Annotated in this window: 14 protein-coding genes; 9 read left to right on the plus strand and 5 right to left on the minus strand. The window is 34.1% G+C overall.

The annotated features are described in order from the left end of the window. Positions 1-5: 5 nt before the first annotated feature. The 8 genes from OZP10_RS19320 (at position 6) to OZP10_RS19355 (ending at position 9718) form a co-directional block, all read left to right on the plus strand. Positions 6-2285 (plus strand): T9SS type A sorting domain-containing protein, encoded by a 2280-nt coding sequence (locus tag OZP10_RS19320; RefSeq protein ID WP_281632320.1) that lies wholly within the window; start codon positions 6-8, stop codon positions 2283-2285. A 133-nt stretch (positions 2286-2418) separates the two neighbouring features. Then, entirely contained in the window at positions 2419-3057 is a 639-nt protein-coding gene (locus OZP10_RS19325) for an NAD(P)H-binding protein (RefSeq protein WP_281632321.1), read from the plus strand. Between the two features lie 118 nt (positions 3058-3175). Then, on the plus strand, positions 3176-5161 hold the full coding sequence (locus OZP10_RS19330; protein ID WP_281632322.1) for a GAF domain-containing hybrid sensor histidine kinase/response regulator: 1986 nt from the start codon (positions 3176-3178) through the stop codon (positions 5159-5161). A gap of 77 nt (positions 5162-5238) precedes the next feature. Next, positions 5239-5604 carry a response regulator transcription factor gene (locus tag OZP10_RS19335; protein ID WP_281632323.1) on the plus strand — a complete coding sequence of 122 codons (366 nt, stop codon included), beginning with the start codon at positions 5239-5241 and terminating at the stop codon, positions 5602-5604. After that, positions 5604-6818 (plus strand): YaiO family outer membrane beta-barrel protein, encoded by a 1215-nt coding sequence (locus tag OZP10_RS19340; protein WP_281632324.1) that lies wholly within the window; start codon positions 5604-5606, stop codon positions 6816-6818. Before OZP10_RS19335 ends, OZP10_RS19340 begins: the two co-directional genes overlap by 1 nt. Before the next feature lies 1 nt (position 6819). After that, positions 6820-7641: a hypothetical protein gene (locus OZP10_RS19345; RefSeq protein ID WP_281632325.1), complete on the plus strand. Its 822-nt coding sequence runs from the start codon at positions 6820-6822 to the stop codon at positions 7639-7641. An 11-nt stretch (positions 7642-7652) separates the two neighbouring features. Continuing rightward, positions 7653-9083, plus strand: coding sequence for a glycosyltransferase family 2 protein (locus OZP10_RS19350; protein ID WP_281632326.1), 1431 nt, complete (start codon positions 7653-7655; stop codon positions 9081-9083). A gap of 5 nt (positions 9084-9088) precedes the next feature. Continuing rightward, positions 9089-9718: a response regulator gene (locus OZP10_RS19355; protein ID WP_281632327.1), complete on the plus strand. Its 630-nt coding sequence runs from the start codon at positions 9089-9091 to the stop codon at positions 9716-9718. Here OZP10_RS19355 and OZP10_RS19360 read toward each other — a convergent pair. Beyond that, positions 9715-12663: a sensor histidine kinase gene (locus OZP10_RS19360; RefSeq protein WP_281632328.1), complete on the minus strand. Its 2949-nt coding sequence runs from the start codon at positions 12661-12663 to the stop codon at positions 9715-9717. The genes OZP10_RS19355 and OZP10_RS19360 overlap by 4 nt on opposite strands. A gap of 235 nt (positions 12664-12898) precedes the next feature. Between OZP10_RS19360 and OZP10_RS19365 the strand changes: the two genes are divergently transcribed. Further along, complete coding sequence (locus tag OZP10_RS19365; protein WP_281632329.1) at positions 12899-13453, plus strand: NAD(P)-binding domain-containing protein; 555 nt, start codon at positions 12899-12901, stop codon at positions 13451-13453. A 112-nt stretch (positions 13454-13565) separates the two neighbouring features. Here the strand turns inward: OZP10_RS19365 and ilvD are convergent, their stop codons facing one another. The 4 genes from ilvD to OZP10_RS19385 form a co-directional block, all read right to left on the minus strand. Further along, positions 13566-15257 carry a dihydroxy-acid dehydratase gene (gene ilvD / locus OZP10_RS19370; protein ID WP_281632330.1) on the minus strand — a complete coding sequence of 564 codons (1692 nt, stop codon included), beginning with the start codon at positions 15255-15257 and terminating at the stop codon, positions 13566-13568. A 58-nt stretch (positions 15258-15315) separates the two neighbouring features. After that, complete coding sequence (locus tag OZP10_RS19375; RefSeq protein WP_177209832.1) at positions 15316-15885, minus strand: Crp/Fnr family transcriptional regulator; 570 nt, start codon at positions 15883-15885, stop codon at positions 15316-15318. A 342-nt stretch (positions 15886-16227) separates the two neighbouring features. Beyond that, positions 16228-18651, minus strand: a complete 2424-nt coding sequence (locus OZP10_RS19380) for an ABC transporter permease (protein ID WP_281632331.1) — start codon at positions 18649-18651, stop codon at positions 16228-16230. A 32-nt stretch (positions 18652-18683) separates the two neighbouring features. Then, positions 18684-21095 (minus strand): ABC transporter permease, encoded by a 2412-nt coding sequence (locus OZP10_RS19385; RefSeq protein WP_281632332.1) that lies wholly within the window; start codon positions 21093-21095, stop codon positions 18684-18686.

Genomic DNA, 21095 nt, shown 5'->3' on the forward strand with positions numbered 1-21095 from the left:
CAATTATGAAGAAAAACTACTTTATAGTAATAATGCTATTTTTTACATTTCTAACCCACGCGCAAATAAAAGTGCAAGGCGTTCCTAGAAATGACATTAAACTAAAAACAGCGACGCAAAAACAACTAGCAGCAAAAAGTTCTAATGCAACCACTTTTGATGATATTCAGTTTTGGGTTGGTAGCGGTGCCAATAAAGCAGCATTTGCCGTGCAATGGAACGATGGAAAAAATGCAGACGCTTTAATCTGGGGATTTAAATGGGATGGAAATGCAACTGGCGAAGATATGATGAAAGCCATTGCCAAAGCTGATCCTCGTTTTTACATTCTTTTATTGCAGGGAACTCAATTTGGAACTGCAATTGGAGGATTCGGCTTCGATTTAGATGGAGCCAACACAATTGGATTGTACAAAAGCGGAAACCTAACCTATCCTTATTATCCTGTAAGTGGTATTGTAAATACAACTGTTTATGATTTTGACGAATACACAACAATTGATGCTTCAGATCATTGGCAATCGGGCTGGACAACTAAAGGATATTGGTCCTATTGGGTAAGAGATGATGTTAACAATGGTTTTGATTATTCTGGATTAGGCGCATCGAGCCGAGTTTTACAAGATGGCTCTTGGGACGTCTGGAATTTTAATGTTTCGTTTGCAGAAGAACCTATCGCAGCATTTACGCCTGTAACGCCTTATTCAAATGCCATAGATTTTACAAAAGGATATTTCATGGTAAATGAAGAATGGTTTGGCCACACTAATGGATCTGTAAATTTTGTTACCAATGATGGGAAAATTAATTATAGAGTGTATAGTGATGTAAATGAAAATAAAGCTTTTGGCGCTACAACGCAATACGGAACTATTTATGGAGATAAATTTTATTTTGTTTCTAAACAAGCTAAAGATGGAGGCGATACACAATATACTCCAGGCGGAAGGCTCGTAGTTGCTGATGCTTTAACGATGAAAACCCTTGCCGAATTTGATAATGTAGGTGGAGGAGATGGACGTTCTTTTGTTGGAGTTGATGAAAAAACGGGATATATAGGCGCTTCAAATGGAGTTTTTACTTTTGATATTGCCAATATGAAAGTGGGAACTCTCATTGCAGGAACAGGAGGCGGAAGTCAGTATGCGGGGCAGATTGGAAATATGATTCGTACTTCTCAATATGTATTTGCAGTAAAACAAAATGGTGGAATTTTGGTCATTGATCCTAAAACAAATAGCGTTGTAAAAACAATTGCTGGTGCGTTTCATTCGGTTACGCAATCTAAAGACGGTAGCATCTGGGGAATTCAAAATAAGAAAATAATTAATATTGATCCGTTGACTTTTGTAACTATTGAATATGCTATTCCAACCACTCAATATTTAGGTTCTTGGGGAGCATGGAATGCTGGTAGTTTTACGTACAGCAATAAGGAGAATGCTTTGTATTGGATGAATTCTGTCAACGCATTTACATCGGGAGTTCAAATTGTAAAATTTGATGTAGCAACCAAAAAATTCAATGAAAGTTTTGCTACACTTCCGGGACAAACGGGAAGCTTTAAACAAATTCCTTATGGAGCAGCGTTAAGAATTGATCCTGTTTCAGATCAGATTATTGTAAACACAACCGAAAGCGGTTTTGGGGCACATTACCAAAAAAACTGGATTCATACTTTTGACAATACAGGAAAATTGATCGATACAAAAACGTTAAACGATTATTATTGGTTTCCTGCTATGACGGTATTTCCAGATAATGCAGCGCCAGTTGTAAATGCAATTCTGCCTTCAGAAATTTCAACGGGAAGCCCAACAATTATTGATTTAAAAACAGTAGTTTCAGATGAAGATAATCTGTCTGCAGCGATTGTAAAAACGATAAAATCAAACAGTAATGAAACGATTGTCTCGGCAGAAATTAATGCAAACGAAGAACTGATCATAACCCCGAAAATAGGAGGAACTTCGACAATTGTAATCAGTTTTAATTCTAATGGTAAAATAATCGAAAAATCGATTCTGGTTGATACAGCGGTTTTAGGCAGAGACGAATTCACGAAAGTGCAATTATCTATTTATCCAAATCCAGTTTCAGATTATTTGAATATCAGCACTGAAGACGAAATTACCGATGTTGTGATTTATGATGTTAATGGAAGAACGATCAATACTAGATTAAATAACAATCAAATTGACGTAAGTAATTTTGCCAAAGGATTTTACATTATCAATATTGCAACCGACAAAGCGAAATATACTCAGAAATTTATTAAAAGATAAAATTTAAAATTGTAATAATTTGAGGCTGTCACAAAAGTGACAGCCTTTTTTTTAAATGCTTCGTAGGAGCATCGAGTTGTTGGCAACATATCGGTAACAATCATTATATTTACAATACAAAATTTCGAACATTATGAAAGCATTGGTAATTGGAGCGACAGGCGCGACAGGAAAAGAACTGGTTAATCTGCTATTGGAAAATAATGATTATGAATCAGTTTCAATTTTTGTGAGACGTTCAACAGGAAAATCACATCCAAAATTGACCGAGCATGTTGTTGATTTTTCGAATATAAATTCATTTCAAAGCGCCATTACCGGAGACGTGCTTTTCTCTTGTTTAGGAACTACCTTAAAAGATGCGGGTTCAAAAGAAAAACAATGGAAAATCGACTACGATATTCCTGCCGAATTCGCAGCTGCCGCAAAACAAAACGGAGTTAATTCTTTGGTTTTGGTTTCTTCTTATGGAGCATCAGCAAAAAGTAACGTATATTATTCTATGATGAAAGGAAAATTAGAAGACCATCTTCAAGAGCTTCATTTCCCGCAATATATTATTTTCAGACCTGGGCCTTTAATTCGAGAAAATACAGATCGTTTAGGCGAAAAAATTTCAGTCAAAGTCATAAAATTCTTTAATGCAATTGGACTTTTCAAAAATCTGAAACCAATTACAACCGCATTTTTAGCCAAAAAACTAGTAAAAGCACCGAAAGTACTTCCGTCAGGAACAACAGTCCTTGAATTAAATCGAATTCTGCAGCTTTAACTTGTAATCTTTTTATAGCATCGAGAATGAATTCGGTATCTTTTTAAACAAGAATTTTTGCTAATTAGAGGTTTTAGACGAATTTGCCTTACCTTTATACCTTTACCACGCCAAAGAAATGAACAAAGATTACCCAATTCCAGAAAACGAACTACAACGTTTAGCTGCCCTTAAACGTTATAATATACTTGACACGCTTCCAGACAATGCTTTTGACGATGCTACAAAGCTTGTTTCTTATATCTGTGGCGTACCAATTGCCCATATTTCTTTTATCGATGAAGACAGACAATGGTTTAAATCGGAGATTGGAATTGGAGTTTCTGAAGTGCCAAGAGAAATAACTTTCTGCAATTACACTATTTTAGATACAGAAATTGTAGAAATCAATGATACCCATGTCAATGAAAGATTTAAAGACGATCCCAATGTTACTGGAGGTTTCAATGTGAGATTTTATGCTGGTGTACCGCTTACAACGCCAGATGGCTATAATATAGGAACATTATGCGCTATTGATCACGAAGTTAAAGAATTGAATGAAAATCAGCGTAATGCACTTTCTATTATAGCGAAACACGTAATCGCACAGCTGGAATTAGGCACAAAAAACAGTCAATTATATACACAGAGAAAAATTGCCGAGCGTGCCGTTTTGGCGAGAGATAGTTTTTTGGCCAATATGAGCCACGAAATTAGAACTCCGTTAAACGCTATTATCGGATTCACAGATTTGCTTGCGCAAACCGAACTCGACGATACACAGCGCGATTATATTGGAAGTGTACAGATTGCAGGCGAAAATTTGCTTCTGATTGTAAATGATATTCTAGATCTTTCAAAAATTGAATCTGGAAATTTACCTATCGAATCTGAACCATTTAATCTGAAGAAAACACTTAAACATGTTTATAGTTTACTCAAAGTAAAAGCACAGAAAGACGTTGAGTTTAATCTTTTTCTTGATGCCGAATTGCCAGATTTGGTTGTTGGCGATCAAGGAAGATTAAATCAGATCTTGGTAAACCTTATAGGTAATGCGCTTAAGTTTACAAATGAAGGAGAAGTAACCGTTTCGGTAAAGAAAATAGAGGAAACGGAAGATGGCTATTCGTTTAAGTTTTCTATAAAAGATACCGGAATCGGAATCCCAAAAGATAAACTCGAAACTATTTTTGAACGTTTTACGCAAGGCGAAGAAAGTACGACACGAACATTTGGCGGTACCGGACTCGGACTGAATATTGTAAAACAATTAGTAGAACTTCAGAAAGGAGAAGTTCACGTAAAAAGTACTCTAAATCGCGGTTCGGAGTTTTTCTTTACCCTTTCATACAAAAAATCAAACTTTGAGGAAACAACGGTAAAAACAGTTTCTAAAAACGATTTAGGAAATCTTAAAATATTGCTTTGCGAAGACAATGTTCTAAACCAAAAGCTTGCAAAAAGCGTAATTAATAATTTTGGTTTCGATTTGGATATTGCACAAAATGGTGAAGAGGGTATTGAGCTTTTGTCTCAAAATGAATATGATTTGGTTTTAATGGATTTGCAGATGCCTGTAAAAGATGGCTACCAAACCACAGAATACATCAGGAATGAAATGAATTCCAGCATACCAATTATTGCCATGACAGCACATTCTTTGGTAGGAGAGCAGGAGCGATGCTACAAAGTGGGAATGAATGCTTATGTACCAAAGCCTTTTAAACAGTCGATACTTTTAAAAGCCATAAAAACGGTAATGACACCAGACAGTGATGCACATCATAAAAGAATTATCGATATGTCTTTTTTGGATGAAATGTCTGGGGGCGATCCCGAATTTAGGGAAGATATGATAGGTCTTTTTATTGAAAAAATTCCAAGTCAATCGGCACAGTTAGAAGAAGCTTTTAAAAACACCGATTACGACAGCGTAAAAAAACTGGCTCATAATATGAAATCAAGCATGGATATTTTTATGCTGCAAGATTTAAGCAATTGTTTGTCGATTATCGAAGAAGAAGCGTCATCTGGCGAGTTTACTTCCGAAACATTAGATAAAGTGAATATTTTTCACTGTGGAATCGAAGAAGTCGTTAAAATTTTGAAAGAGCTATGATATAAAAGAAATATGCAGTAGCTTTATAATAAAGATGTTATAATTTTGAATATCCCCCAGATAAAAAAATAATAAAAATGAGAATTATTGTAGCCGAAGATAATGATATCCTACGCAAATCGTTATCTTTTTTCTTAGTGTCTAAAGGATTTAGTGTTGACCAGTTTTCTGACGGAAAAGAGGCGCTTGAAGCGATCGAAAAGGAAAACTATGATTTAATATTGACAGATATAAATATGCCGGGTGTGAGCGGAATGGAAATTACGCAACACGTTCGAGAGAACCTTAAATCTGATATTCCCGTAATTATATTGACTTCTTCGGGTGTCGAGCAAACCGAGCTTGATTCTTTTGATATTGGAGCAAACGAATTTATTGCTAAACCAGTAAGTCCGGCAGTACTTTTAGTGAGAATTAATAAATTACTAAAAAACCGAATCTGATGAAGTTTATTTATTATTCTATTTTCCTGCTTTTTATTTCCTCAGCTGCAATTGCGCAAGAAATCAATGTAGACGAAGCTTTGGCCAATGTAAAGCGCGAAGTCGAAAAAGAAAATTTTGATAAAGCCTTATCTATTATTGAGCCTCTGCGTGCCAAATATCCTGAAAATGAAGATATTCAGACTTACGCAGGACGTATTTACAGCTGGAAAAAAGAATATAAAACTGCCATAAAAATTTTGTCTCCAATGGCAGACAGAAATAATCCTAATCCTGAAGCTTTGCAAGCACTTATAAATGTTTATTTCTGGACAGAAGATTATGAAAAATGTATTTTGTATTGTGATAAATATTTGGCTATTGATCCAAAATCTATCGATGTTTTAAAGATTAAAGCCACTTGTCTGGAAAAATTAAACCGCGATCAGGAAGCTTTAGATTTAATCGAAAAAGCATCTTATATTGATAATAGTACCCAAGCTTTTAGTGGAATACGCACACTTATTGGACGTAAAGCAAAAAATACAGTTTCGGCTTCCTATTTAAATATCTCGACTTCAGATCCTGGACAGCAGCCATTTCATTATGGGTATGTTGAGTATTCGCATAAATTCAGCAAATCGGCAATCGTAGGAAGAGCCAATATTGGAAATATTGGCAATGAAACCCAAATGTTATTTGAAACCGATTTCTATCAGACTTTTTCAAACAAAAGCTACCTGTATGCAAATGCTGGCGTATCAACAGGAGAAACAATATTTCCTGTAGCCAAAGCAGGTTTAGAATATTATTTTAAGCCACAGAAAAAGTTCGATTTTTCGCTTGGAGGACGATTCATGCATTTTGATACAGACGATATTACGTTGCTAACAGGGCAAGTTGCGTATAATGCTGGAGTTTACAGTTTTGCGTACAGACCTTATTACGATATTTCAAACGAATTGTTTTCCCATGTTTTGAGCGTTCAGCGAGTAAATGAAGAAAAAGAACGCCTTATAAGATTAGAATTGCAGTATGGAAATGTTCCTTATCTCTATTTATACAATAATTTTACGCAGCCTCTAAAAGCGTATCGTGTTGGAATTCAGTATCAGCATCGTTTTGGCGATTCGTTTTTTGTACGTCCAATTTTTCTTTACGAATATGAAGAATATATTCCAGGAGAATATAGAAACAAGTTTAATGTGCAGTTAATTGTAACGAAACGTTTTTAATATGATAGAAATCTGGAATCTATATAAAAACAGTCAATGGGAAGTGCCTTTTCTTACCTTTTCTATTTATCTGTTCGTTGCGGCCTCACTTTTTCTGTATCTTGTTATTGTGGCCAGCAGAAACAGTAAAATTAAAAAGGAACGCCTTACTAAAGAATACAGTTTTATAATAGACAAAGTAATGGCGGCTGTTATTTTTGAGGATACTCTCTTTGCTGAAGTAAAAAAAGACAAAAATTTTCTAGTGCTTTTTGATACTGCTTTTTTCAGAGAAGTTTTAACCGAATCGATTATAAACCTCCATAAAAATTACGAAGGCATTTATGCTCAGAAGCTAGAAGAGTTTTATAAAGATTCTGGATTGATAAAAGATTCATACAAAAAGCTCAAAAGCTTGAAATGGGAAGTGAAATGTAAAGGAATTACAGAGCTGGCAGAGTTTAATATCAAAGAAGCATTTGATCAGATTATTGTTTATTCTAAAGCTAGAAAGAAAACATTAAAAATTGTTGCACTCAATGCGGCGATAAAACTAGAAGGAACAGAAAGCGTAAAATATTTGGTAGAACATTCAGATCCTATAGACGATTGGATGCAACTGAATATTATTGGAGCTTTTAAAAAACATGATATTGGCGATACAGAAGGAATCGAACATTTATTAGAATCGCAAAATACAACGGTAATTACGCTTGGTTTAAAACTTATAAAAGAACTTAAACTAACACAGAAGCTTCCTTATGTGGCTCAGTTGGCAGAACATACTTCAAGCAATGTAATTAAATACAAGGCGCAGAATCTTTTGCAGACATTAACGCTATAATTGAACAAGAAATGACTTTTTTTAATTCTGAAATAATGTGGTTTTTGGAGATTTATATACTCCTTATTCTCGGTTACGCCATGCTTATTATGTCTTCTTATCTAATCTTGGCTTATCTTTCTACAAAAGAGCTAAGGAATTATCTTAAGAGAAATAGTTTTGTCGATTATGATGTTTTATTGACCAGCGAATTTGCTCCACAACTTTCACTAATTGCTCCGGCTTACAATGAAGGTCTTACGATTGAAGAGAATGTAAAATCGCTGCTTTCGCTGAATTACAATAATTATCAGGTTATTGTCGTCAATGATGGAAGCAAGGACAATTCGATGGAAATACTGATCAAAACATACGATCTTGTGTTAAACGATTTGGAATTTCATCCGAAAATTGAAACCAAAAAAATCAGAGGAATCTATACTTCAAGAAATGCGGCTTTCAAAAAACTGATTGTCGTTGATAAAGAAAATGGAGGTAAAGCAGATGCTTTAAACGTCGGACTTAATATTGCGCAAAATCCGTACGTGGTTTGTATTGATGTCGATTGTATCTTAGATAAAGACTCACTTTTAAAACTGGCAAAGCCATTTTTAGAATCGTACGGAAAACGTATTATTGCAACGGGAGGTGTAGTTAGAATTGCCAACCAATGTGTTATTAAAAACGGACGTTTGGTCGAAGTAAATGTTCCAGATGTAATGCTATCGAGAATTCAGGTTTTAGAATATCTTAGAGCTTTTCTATTAGGAAGAATGGCCTGGGGAAAACTAGATGGATTACTGCTTATTAGCGGTGCTTTTGGAGCTTTTGATAAAGAAATAGCCATACTTTCTGGCGGTTACAGTACCAAAACGGTGGGAGAAGATATGGAACTCATTGTAAGAATGCGCCGTTATATGATGGATAATAAACTGCCTTATTCAGTAAGTTATATTCCAGATCCGCTTTGTTGGACAGAAGCGCCAGAAGATTTCAAAATATTCAAAAAACAACGCTCTCGTTGGATGCGAGGAACTATAGAAACGTTAAGTTTTCATCGCGGAATGTTCTTAAATCCGAAATACAAACTACTCGGAATGTTAAGTGTGCCCTATTGGACTTTGTTTGAATTTCTGGCTCCTGCCATAGAATTTATTGGTTTGGTCATCACTGCAGTGTTTATAATATTTGGTATTTTAAATTGGCATTTTTTCTTTTTACTGCTGCTTTTTGTGTATACCTTTGCAGTGTTCTTTTCGGTGATTGCTTTATACAGCGAAGAAAAAACCTATCATAAATATCCAAAACAAGTTGATTTTTTTAAGTTGCTAATGGCCGCTTTTATAGAACCGTTTTACTTTCATCCGCTTACGGTTTATGCCGCTTTAATTGGATATAAAGAAAAAATTATGGGAACCAAAGGTTGGGGCGAAATGACCAGAAAAGGATTTACCAAGAAATAACGAAGATGACAAAGAAAATCTTAATAGTAGATGATCATTTGGTAGTGCGAAATGGAGTTGCCATGATTTTGGAGCGACAATTTGAAGATGTTGCCATTTCGAATGCCGAAAATTTCTTTGAAGCGATTACACTTTTAAAAAATCTTCCTTTTGACTTGGTAGTTTTAGATATTAATATTCCAGGTGGAAAAAATACCGATATGATAACCGACATTAGAGCCATTCAGCCCGATGTAAAAATATTGGTTTTCTCTGCTCACGAAGAAGAACAATACGCTTTAAAATACCTTTCTTCTGGCGCCAACGGTTATGTCGACAAATTGTGCAGCGAAGAAAAAATCATGTTTGCCATTACTTCAATTTTTGAATCTGGAACTTATATTTCGTCTGAATTAGTTAGCAAATTGGTCAATATTCAGACTAGCAAAAAGACATTAAATCCGTTGGAAGGTTTGTCTAAAAGAGAACTTCAAATAACAGATCTGTTGGTTCAGGGAAATGGCAATTTAGAAATTTCAAACAAACTCAATATTCACATGTCAACTGTGAGTACCTACAAAGCAAGGGTTTTTGAGAAATTAAAGGTCAATAATTTGGTAGAGCTTATCAACTTTTATAAAACGTTTAAGAGTTAGTTATACTCAACCATAATCTCGATCGTAGTTCCTTTATCTAGGTCGCTGATAATGTTAATATTTCCTTCAATAAGAATAAGAAGCTCAATAATCATGTGGAGTCCTAGATGATAATTTTTTGAAATCGGATTTTTATAAAAATTGTGATAATAATCAATAAGTTCTTTACTCATTCCTTTTCCATTATCGATTATTTTTAAGTTTAAAATGTTATTATGAGTAGTGCATAATAGCGCAATTCTTCCGTTTTTGGTATTTTTTATGGCATTATCAATTAAATTATGAATAATGATCGAAAGTGCTTTTTTGTTTGTTTTCACAAATAAAGCCTTAGGCACATTATTGATAATGATATTGTTTTCGGCTTCTGCAATCTTTTCAAAAATCTGAATACTTTCTTCGATAAGTTCATATAAAGAATAACATTCATCTTCTAATTTTTTTCCTTCAATAAAAATAGAAGAATATTTGATAAGATTTTCAACATACTCATACAGTTGGGAAGTTGATGTCTGTAAAGTGCCTAATTGCTGTTTGAGTTTTTGGTCTTCTTGTATGGTACTGTTTTCAAAAAGATGTTTTATAGAAGAAGACAAGAATTTTAGCGGACTTTTGATATCATGGCTCATACTTTTAACCAACATTTCATGCTGTTTAATTTCTTGTTTTAAGTTGTTTTCTGCTTTTTCTAGCTTTTTAACGGTAGAAGCTAATTTTTTTGTTTTTTTAGCAATTACTTCTTCCAGCTGTCTTCTTTTCATTCTTTGGTAATACAATCGTATATGCCAAAGTGAAATTACAAAACCAGCACTAAGGAAACAGCAAAGAACAGTAAACCAGATGGTCTGATAAAATTTTGCTGGCACAACAAGAATCACAGTTTTGTAAGCATAATTGGCATCAAAACCAGATAAACTCCTAAAGGTAAGCGTATAATTTCCAGGAGGCAGCGTTGTAAAAGAGATTGATTTATCGGCTTTCAATCGTTCCCAGCGATCACTGCCAATTTTGTCCATTTTTGCTTCGATGGTCAGGTTTTTAGGATTGCCGTAATAAGGATACGAAACCAGAAAACTGACCCTTTGAAAATTATTTTTTAAGATGATAGTATCTTTTGGTGAAAGTATTCTCTGGTCTAAAACTACCCGGTCAATAAAAAGATCTTTGGTAGGCAATAAAGGAGAAACTTTGTCGGGATTAAAAAACACGATACCATTCATGGATGGAAAAACAATATCATTATTTTTTAGAAAATTTCCGCATGGCTGACAACCGCCGTTAAACTCGTTAATCAAGAAACCATCCGATTTATTGTATTGATGGTAGTATATTACTGCATTTTTATTTTTAGAATATTGTATCAGTGCTTTCCTAGAAACCTGAAAAAGTCCTTTGTTGGTTGATATCCAGAAAAAGCCATTCTTATCCTCAATGATGCAGTGCGCACTATTAAGTGAGTATTCTTCGTCTGTTGGGAAAGAATGTAAAACATGATCGGAATAGAGATAAAAACCTTTTTCGTATGTGGTAAGCCAGATTTTCTGCTGGCTATCTATAAGAACACTTCTAATGTTTAATTTTTCAGTATTTTTTTCAAAATGTATTTTTTTTGTTTTTAGATTGTATTGAAACAAGCCTTGATCTCCAGCCAAATAAAGAACATCTTTTTGTTGGAGAATATAGTTGATGTTCTTTTTGAAAACAACTTTTAAAGTTGCCGTTCCGTTTTTTATAGCATATAATTTGGGTTTATGAAATTCATCTATACCCATAGAAACCCAGATAGTATTGCTGTTATCCTTGAATATTGTTTTCGGATTTTGATTAAAACGATAACTGAGATATTTTTTGTATCCCGAATTTTTTAGATAACAAAGCACATTTAAACCTCGGCTGATCCATATATTTCTTTCATAATCAAGAGCAATATTCAGACGCTCTTCCAAAAAAACACTTTTAGGAAAAGAAATACTGTCAATAACTTTTTTACTGCTAATGATAAGTCCTTCAGAAGTAATGACTGTACTGTCACTAAAAGCTTGTGCGGCATAATACACTTCGGCTCTTCCTGTATTTTTGGTTATCGATTTAAAAGCAGGAAAAGAAATGATGCACAATCCATTTGTACTGCTTCCCAAATACAATTTCTTATTTTTCTGATCGAAATAAACCGCAATAATATTGCTGGTTTCAAAATCTTTGTATTCTACAATTAATTGTGCTGTTAACTCACCATTTTGATTTTTTAGCTGATATATTTTATTTTTTAAGCAAAGAAAAATTTGCCCAGTAGTAATATTCCAAAATAGCTTACGATTGTTTATTGATGCTGATATATTTAACTTTCCAGACGATGTGCCTTTTTGTGAGAAGCAATGATAATTACCATTTTCTGTAAGGTAAAAGAGAGAATTATTGAGAGCAAAGAAATTAAAAACATTATCGTTTTTAAAAGGAGTTTTAGAAATGCTTTTCATTTTTGAATCGCATAATTCAATCCTTTCATTATCTATAAAAAATGTATTTCCAGTAGATAATTTGATATAGTATGGTTCATGCTTATTGATAGTGTAGTTTGAAGGAAGACCATCGTGAAAAAAGAAACGTTTGCCGTTTCGGATTAAACTAGAATTGGGAGCATTTTTTTTGAGTATGTGGATTTTGGCATTTCTGATAAAGGCAAGCTCTTGTTTACTCTCATTATAACTTGTAAGACTGTCTTTTTCGATACTACCAAAAATATCTGTAAAACGAGTATGTTGTAAAGAAGTGTTGGACGAATTGAAAGCAAGAAAATTATTTCCGTCATAACGAACAATGCCATTTTCAGTTGTCATCCATATAAAATTGTGTTTGCCTTGAACTATTGCTTTTATGCTATTCTGCTGCAGTTCGTTATTATCCGCAGTGTACCATCTGGCCGTGTAGTTTTGTTGGCAGACCATTTTGGTTGTAAGGAGCAATAGCAAAAAACAACAATAACGAAAGGTAACAAAAAACGTTATTTTGGACATCTGACTAGTTTTATACGATACAAAGTTAAAGAAACATAAAGCACAAATTGTTCTTTGTAGTTTTAAATCTACAACGTTGTAGATTTATTGAGACAGACAAGATAAGCTTTCTAATAGTCTATAAGACTATATTTGCTTTATAAGGTTAAAGGCAAAGTTTAGAAGTATGAAAATAGGAGTAATTGGTTTATGTAGTTTTACAATGGATTTTGTAAATAAAGCAGTTGACGCTGGACATCAGGTACTATTAAGTTCTACACGCGAAAATCGCCAGTTTCAAGATTTGGAAAAGAAAATGGGAAAGAATGTAAAATTGGTAAGCAAATACGAAGCTGCAAAAGCCAATATATTGATACTTTTTATTCCGCGTGAAGATGTTGCGCTATTTTTAGCAGACTTGCCAGAAATGGAAGAAAAGGTACTGATATATGCAAGCAATCCTATTTTTAGTCTAGAATGCTTGAAGCCAAATGTGAAATCATCGGGCGAAATCATTGCATCGCTTTTGCCAGAATCTCATGTTATAAAGGTCCTTAATATAGTTAACCCAGAAGTGCTGACGATGGTAAACCAAGAGCAAAATGGCAATGAAATATTTTACACTGGATTGAATAAACAGGCAAAAAATAAAGTCAAAACATTTTTTAAAAGCCTAAATCTTGCTGGAATCGATTTTGAAGAACTATACCAACTTCCAATGTATTCTTGTTTCATGAATTAGAAAATATATTACGCGAAACCAGCTTTGAATAATTAGAATTGTTCAACCCCCCGAAATGTTCCCAGAAAAGCTAACTTTCTGGGACATTTCTTTTTGGGATTTTTTTAATTTTTTAATCTAAATCTGTTTTCAAGACAGCTCCAGTACTTGCATTAGTTACTAATGCTCTGTATTGTGAAAGCCATTTTGAATTTAATGGTTTTTTTAATGGTTTGAAAGCAGCTCTTCTTGCTGCGATTTCTTCATCGCTTAAATTAACCGATAAAATATATTGATCTACATCGATATGAATTTCGTCACCATCTTTTACCAAACCAATCATACCGCCCTCAGCAGCTTCAGGAGAAACGTGGCCGATTGATGCGCCTCTTGTGGCACCGCTAAATCTTCCATCTGTAATTAAGGCAACAGAACTTCCAAGTCCCATTCCCATAATTAAACTCGTAGGAGAAAGCATTTCCTGCATACCAGGTCCGCCTTTTGGCCCTTCGTAACGAATAACCACTACATTTCCGGCTTTCACTTTTCCCATCATAATTCCTGCAATCGCTTCGGCTTGACCATCAAAACAAACTGCGCTACCAGTAAACACGCGATCTCCAGTTAATCCCGCAGTTTTAATAACTGCACCTTGTTCAGCAAGATTTCCGTATAAAATGGCCAATCCGCCAACTCTGCTGTACGGATTATCGATAGTATGAATAATAGTGGTGTCTTTAATTTCGGCATTAGCAATTTTTTCTAATAAAGTTTCACCACTAATCGTAAGATTATCAATTAAAACGCCTGAACCTCTTTTGTTTATTTCCTTCATAACTGCATTTACACCACCAGCTCTGTTAATGTCTTCCATATGAACCGTGCTTAAACTCGGTGAAATCTTAGCAATATGCGCCACATTTCCAGAAATGGTATTAATGTCTTTTAACTTAAAATCAACATTAGCTTCGTTCGCAATTGCAAGCATATGAAGAACAGTATTTGTACTTCCGCCCATTGCCATGTCTACAGCAAAGGCGTTGCGAACGGCATTTTCGTTCAAAATATTTTTTAATTTGAATTTTTCAATAGCCTGCTGGTCTTTTGCAATATCACAGATTCTTCTTGCTGCTTGGCGATACAATTGTTCACGTTCTGGAGTTTGAGCCAAAATTGTTCCGTTTCCAGGAAGCGCAATTCCCATTGCTTCCATCAAAGTGTTCATAGAATTTGCAGTAAACATTCCAGAACAGCTTCCGCCGCTTGGACAAGCGTTGCATTCAATATCGTATAATTCTTCGTCAGAGATTTTTCCTGCTTCGTGTTTTCCAACTGCTTCAAAAGCTGTTGCTAAGTCAATTGCCGTTCCGTTTTTAGTATATCCTTTAGACATTGGGCCTCCGCTTACAAAAATGGTTGGAACATCTACACGTAAAGCGCCCATGATCATTCCTGGAACAATTTTATCGCAGTTTGGAATCGCAATCATTGCATCCAGTTTATGAGCATTCATTACACTTTCTATAGAGTTGGCGATAATTTCACGACTAGGAAGCGAGTACAGCATTCCGTCATGTCCCATTGCAATTCCGTCATCAATTCCGATTGTGTTAAACTCAAACGGAACACAGCCATTGGCGCGAATTTCTTCTTTGATAATTTCAGAGACTTTGTTTAGGAAAAAATGTCCTGGAATGATTTCGATAAACGAATTTGCCACTCCAATAAATGGTTTGCTAAAATCTTCATTTTTCAAGCCCGTAGCTCGCAATAAGGATCTGTGAGGAGTTCGCTGAACGCCTTTTTTTACTTCATCACTTCTCATGATAGAAAATGTTTTTTAATGTTGTTTTTTGCTTTTTTTGATAGTTAACAGATTATAATTAAATCTGTGATTTTATTCTGCTTAATGTTTCTGGCGAAATATTAAGGTATGCAGCAAGATTGGCATTAGACAATCTCTGAATAAGTTCGGGGTTGTTTTTGAGAAGATTTCTATAGCGCTCAGCTGCATTTTGTGTCAATAAGCTGCTGAGTTTAGAAGTAATTACCGTAAGACCATATTCGAGAATATAGATGTACATTTTATCCCATTGCGGAATGGTGTTTCGGAGATGAAAAAAATCTTCATAAGAAATAGCCAAAAGCTCTGAAGCTTCAACCGCTTCAATGTATTCGGTGCTTGGTTCTCTAGATATAAAACTGACAATCGAAGTTAGAAATGTACCTTCAAAAGCCATAAAACGTGTAGTTATATTATGATCTTCTGTGCTGTAATACAATCGCAGACAGCCTTTTTTTATAAAAAATATTTTATTGGCAACGGTTCCGCTTTTAAGCAACTGCTCATTCTTCTTTACTTGTATTAATTTAAAGCAGGATAAAATGGTGTTAAGTTCATCATTTTCCAATTGTAATCTGCTCTGAATTAAAGCCTCAAGTTCACTCATCATTTCTCAAAAATTAATCATTATCAAAAGTAAAGTTAATCAAGGAAAAAAACATTGACGAATGTCAAAATCGGTTTAAAAATGAATATAAATAACTTTGCGCTTTAGCGACTTTGCGAGCAATTTTTCAAAGGAAGGAAAAAGATACTTAAAATATAATCTCGCAAAGTCGCTAAGGCGCAAAGTTTTTAAGTTTTAATCTGCTCAAATTTGCAGAATCTGCGTGAAACAAAAACAAATCTGTAATTTTTATAGCGATGAGATATTCCTAACGGAATATAATTTTTAAAAAAAGCTGCGCAAAGGCTCAGACTTGCACAGCTTTTTACAAAAACTCAAAACTAATTATTCATATTTTAAATATTTCAGCACATCGACTTTTGTTGCCTGATACGCTTTTGCTAAAACAATGCATAGCGTTAAAAACAATAAAAGCAAAAAGGAAAGTAGAAACGGCAGCATCGGAATTTCGATCCTAAAGGCAAAATTATTCAGCCATTTCTGCAATAAAACATAGGCAGGAAATACAGCAATAAGAAAACCTATTGCACAATAAACTACATATTGTTTAGACAGCTCTTTCAATAAGATATTGGTCTCTGCACCCAAAGTTTTTCGAATCGCAATTTCTTTCATTCTTCTTTGAATGGAATAAGATGCGAGAGCAAAAAGTCCGAAAAGGGCAATAAGAATCACAATAACATTGAGCAGAGAAAATAAATTTTTCTGCTTTACATAAGACTCGTAAGTTCGAGCATATTCTTTATTGGCAAAATCATATTGAAACGGATATTCGGTATCGACTTTTGTTTTCCAGAATTTTTCAATTGCAGCAATACTGCTTTGAATCTGATCTGCTTTTAATTTTACATAGATTCGATTCATTTCATTGGCCATATCTAAAGATTTTATATGATAAAAAGTAATCGGCGGAACATCGACTTCTGGACTTAAAAGATTAAAATCTTTTACGACGCCAATAATCCTCATTTTTTGATTCCCAATTTTGATCTCTTTACCAATAGGATCTTTTATCTGCATTAAACTCAATGATTTTTCATTAACTAAAACAGAGTTTATAGTGTCTGAAGCTATATTTGGACTAAGATTTCTGCCTTTTATTACTTTTATATTAAGAAGATTTAGCATGTCATAATCAAGTCCGATTGCTTTTTGTTTGAAAAGCACATCTCGATACCAAATTGGCCATTGTGAATTGTCTGCTCCATCAAAAGAAAGAAGACCAGTTGAAACTTTTTCAACGCCTTTAATTTTTGAAAGTTCCTGTTTTATAGTGTTATATCTTTCAAAAATATTCTTTCCAACATTTTCTCCCTGATAATAAGAAGAAGGAAGATTTAACGAAATTGCCATAACCTGATCGCCTTTAAAACCAAGATCTTTGTTGTTTAGATATTTAATTTGCTGATAGACAACAACAGAACCAATAATAAAAAAGGAAGCAATGGCAAATTGAAAAATCAGCATTCCATTTCTAATCCACACGCCGCTTTTGCTTCGAGCATAATTGCCTCTTAAAACTTTTAAAGTCTCAAAATTAGCAACATATAAAGCTGGAAATATTCCTGCAAATACAATGGTTATGAAAAAAACTAGTATCAACTGAAGATAAAATTGACTTTCGATTATTCTTAAATTTTTCTCCAAAAAAGAATTGTAATAAGGAAGCGCAATTTCTACAATCATTAATGCTAATAAAACTGAAAAAGCAGTCATCAAAACGGTTTCAAAAATGAATTGCCAAACAATCTGTTTTTTGGAAGCGCCCAATACTTTACGAACTCCAACTTCTTTAGCTCTTTTAATCGAATTTGCTGTTGCCAAATTGATGTAATTGACAATAGACAGAATAAGAATTAGAACCGATAAGCAAGCCATAATTACCAGAAACTGATAATTTCCTCTTCCTTCAGGATATCCATCAGTAACAGAATGCAATCTAGCAGATGAAAGCGATTCCATCAAAACCTTGAAACTTCCCATTTTCTTGACCATTTCGGCAGGTGTAAAACCGGCTTGTTTGGCAGTTCTTACAATAACCTCGTTATAAAATACTTTATCAAGCATTTTTCTGGTCGATTCTACTTTTGATGGATCTTTTAGTTTTACCAATACTTTTAGAACAAAAAGGCCTGGGTTTTTGTCAGGATCAGCCAAGTCTTTCATGTGATTTATCACTATGTTTGGTGCGATCGATGAATTTCCTGGAATGCGATAAACAGCTGAAATTGTAAACGTAGCATCCAAACATTTGATTTGTTTGCCTATTGGGTTTTTATTTCCAAAAAAACGTTCTGCTAGTTTCTCTGAAATGGCAATACTGTTTTCGTCTTTTATAGCCGATTTGGCATTTCCATAAATAAATTCAAACGGAAAAAGAGAAAAGAAATCTTTTTCGGCATTTACGATTTTATCTACAAATTCTTTTTGGCCATTGTAAACCACTTTGTCTTTTTGATACCATTCATCTGCATAAACAACAGCTTCTACGTTGGGATCATTTTCTAAATGAGGTTTTAAACGTACAGGATTATTTGCAGTTACAGGCATATCGCTTAATTGCGCTAAAACCTGATAAACTTTATCTTTTTCTGGATTCCAAGCATTGTAGCTGTGTTCGTCATTCCAATATAGAAGCGCAAAAATTAAACCTGAAATTCCTATTGATAATCCGAGAATATTGAGAGTAGTAAAAAGCTTACTGTGTTTGATTTGATAGATAAATATATTGATCCAGTTTTTTAGCATTTTATTGGTGTTTTTTGGTTTTGGAGTTTAGTTTACTCGTATTTTAAATATTTTAAAACGTCTACTTTGGTCACTTGATAAGCTTTTGCTAAAACAATGGTCAGTGTTAAAAACAACAGTGATACAAAAGCAACTATGAATGGCAAAAACGGAATATCGATTCGAGAAGCAAAGTTTTCTAGCCATTTCTGCATCAATAAATAAGCAGGAACAATTCCGATAAGAAAACCAATTACGCAGAAAATTACATACTGTTTTGACAATTCTTTTAGCAGTATATTGGTTTCGGCACCAAGCGTTTTTCTGATGGCGATTTCGCGCAATCTTCTTTCCATAGAAAAAGAAGCCAAAGCAAATAATCCGAAAACGGCAATTAATATTACGACCACATTCAGTAAAGCAAATAAGTTTCTTTGATCTTGATATTTTTTATAAGTTCGAGCAAAGTTTTTATCTACAAAACCATATTCAAACGGATATTCCTGATCGACCTTAGATTTCCAGAATTTTTCAATTGAAGCAATCGTTTCTGGCATTCCGTCAGGTGATATTTTAACCGTAATAAACTGCAAATAATTTTCCATCCAGGAAACAGATTTAATGTGAAAGAAAATCATAGGCGCCACGCTATATTCCATTCCGATATAATGAAAATCTTTAACGATGCCAACAACTTTATATTTTTGACCGCCGAAAGTAATTTCTTTGTTTATGGGATCTTTTACCATAAGAGTTTTTGCAGCAGTTTCATTCAATAATGCACTTGTAATACTATCTGTTGCCAGTTTACTGCTTAAATCTCTTCCTTTAACTATTTTAATTCCTAGTAGATCTAATTGGCCAAAGTCAAGTCCCAATTGCTGAGTAATAACTTCTTTATTAGATTTATAATGAAGTCCTTGCCAAGAATTGAGATTGCTTCCAATGGAAAAAACTCCAGTAGAAACAGCTTCAACACCTTTAATTTTTGAAAGTTCCTGTTTAATAGTTTTATATCTTTCATACTGAATCTTATCTTTTACAGGTCTAAAAGCAATGTCCATAACTTGCGCACCATTAAAACCTACATCTTTGGCAATCATGTAATTTACCTGTTTATGAACAATAAAAGATCCTATGATAAAAAGAGTAGCAATAGAGAATTGTAAAACAAGCATTCCGTTACGAATCCAGACACCGTTTTTACTTCTCGAAAAATTGCCTTTTAAGACTTTCAGTGTTTCAAAATTTGCAATGTAAACAGCAGGAAAAACGCCCGAAACGATAATTACAAAGAAGAAAATTAAAATAAGTTGGAAGTAAAATTGATTTCCAATTAGCATTAAGTCTTTGTTTAAAAAAGCATTATAGAAAGGAAGCGAAAGCTCTACAATTACCATTGCCAGTAAAACCGAAAACAAAGTAATAAGCGTGGTTTCAAAAACAAACTGCATAACAATTTGCGATTTCGTAGCACCCACTATCTTGCGAACTCCAACTTCTTTGGCTCGCTTTACCGCATTTGCAGTAGCCATATTAATGTAGTTTACAACCGAAAGTATTAAAATTAAGATGGATAAACCCATTACAATTTTTAGAAATTGCAAATTGGCATTCTGTTCTGGAAATGCATAATTTCCCTGACGAAGCCTTGCTTTTGAAAGAGGAAGAAGCCTTGATTTTATAGGATCTCCATATTGTTTTATAAACTGTTCAATAGATAACCCCTCAGCTTTTGCCTGTTTTTTGTAGTTGTCTTCAAGAAATATTTTGTCTAAATTTTGAATAACTGCTGTAGTGTCGATTGGCTTTTTGAGCTTTAACATTAATCCGTAACTAAAACCCCAGTTATCTTTGTTTTGTTCTAATTCCTCTTCTACAACAGGAGTAATTACCGAAGGCATTACTGACGATTTTTCAGGCATTTTATATACACCGCGAACAACAAAAATGCGGTCGGCATATTTGACCTGTTTCCCCATTGGGTTTTCGTTTTTAAAAATACGCGAAGCAGTCTCTTTAGAAAGCACCATGCTGTTGCGGTCACTAAAAGCTGTCTTAGCATCACCCTGAATAAATTCAAAAGGGAAGAAAGAAAAGAAACTCCTTTCGGCTGAAAAGATTTTGTCCACCAATTCGATTTTTCCGTTATACTGAATAGTTTCTGTGGTATAGTTTACTCTGAAATAACAGTATTTGTCCAAATATGAAGTAGTTGCATTAAGCATTCTACCTGGAATTGGAGAATTTGTTGTCCAGATATTTCCACCTCCAAAATCATTCATTGCAATGAAAATTTTATCTTTCTCAGGATTCCATTGATCGTAAGAATGTTCGTCGTTCCAGTATAGAATTGCAAAGATTAAACCTGCAATTCCTATGCTCAAGCCCAATATATTAAGGGCTGTAAAGAATTTGTTGTTCTTTATATGATAAACAAATATGTTTGTCCAATTCTTCAACAT

It is taken from the genome of Flavobacterium luteolum, from assembly GCF_027111275.1.
Lineage (GTDB): Bacteria > Bacteroidota > Bacteroidia > Flavobacteriales > Flavobacteriaceae > Flavobacterium > Flavobacterium luteolum.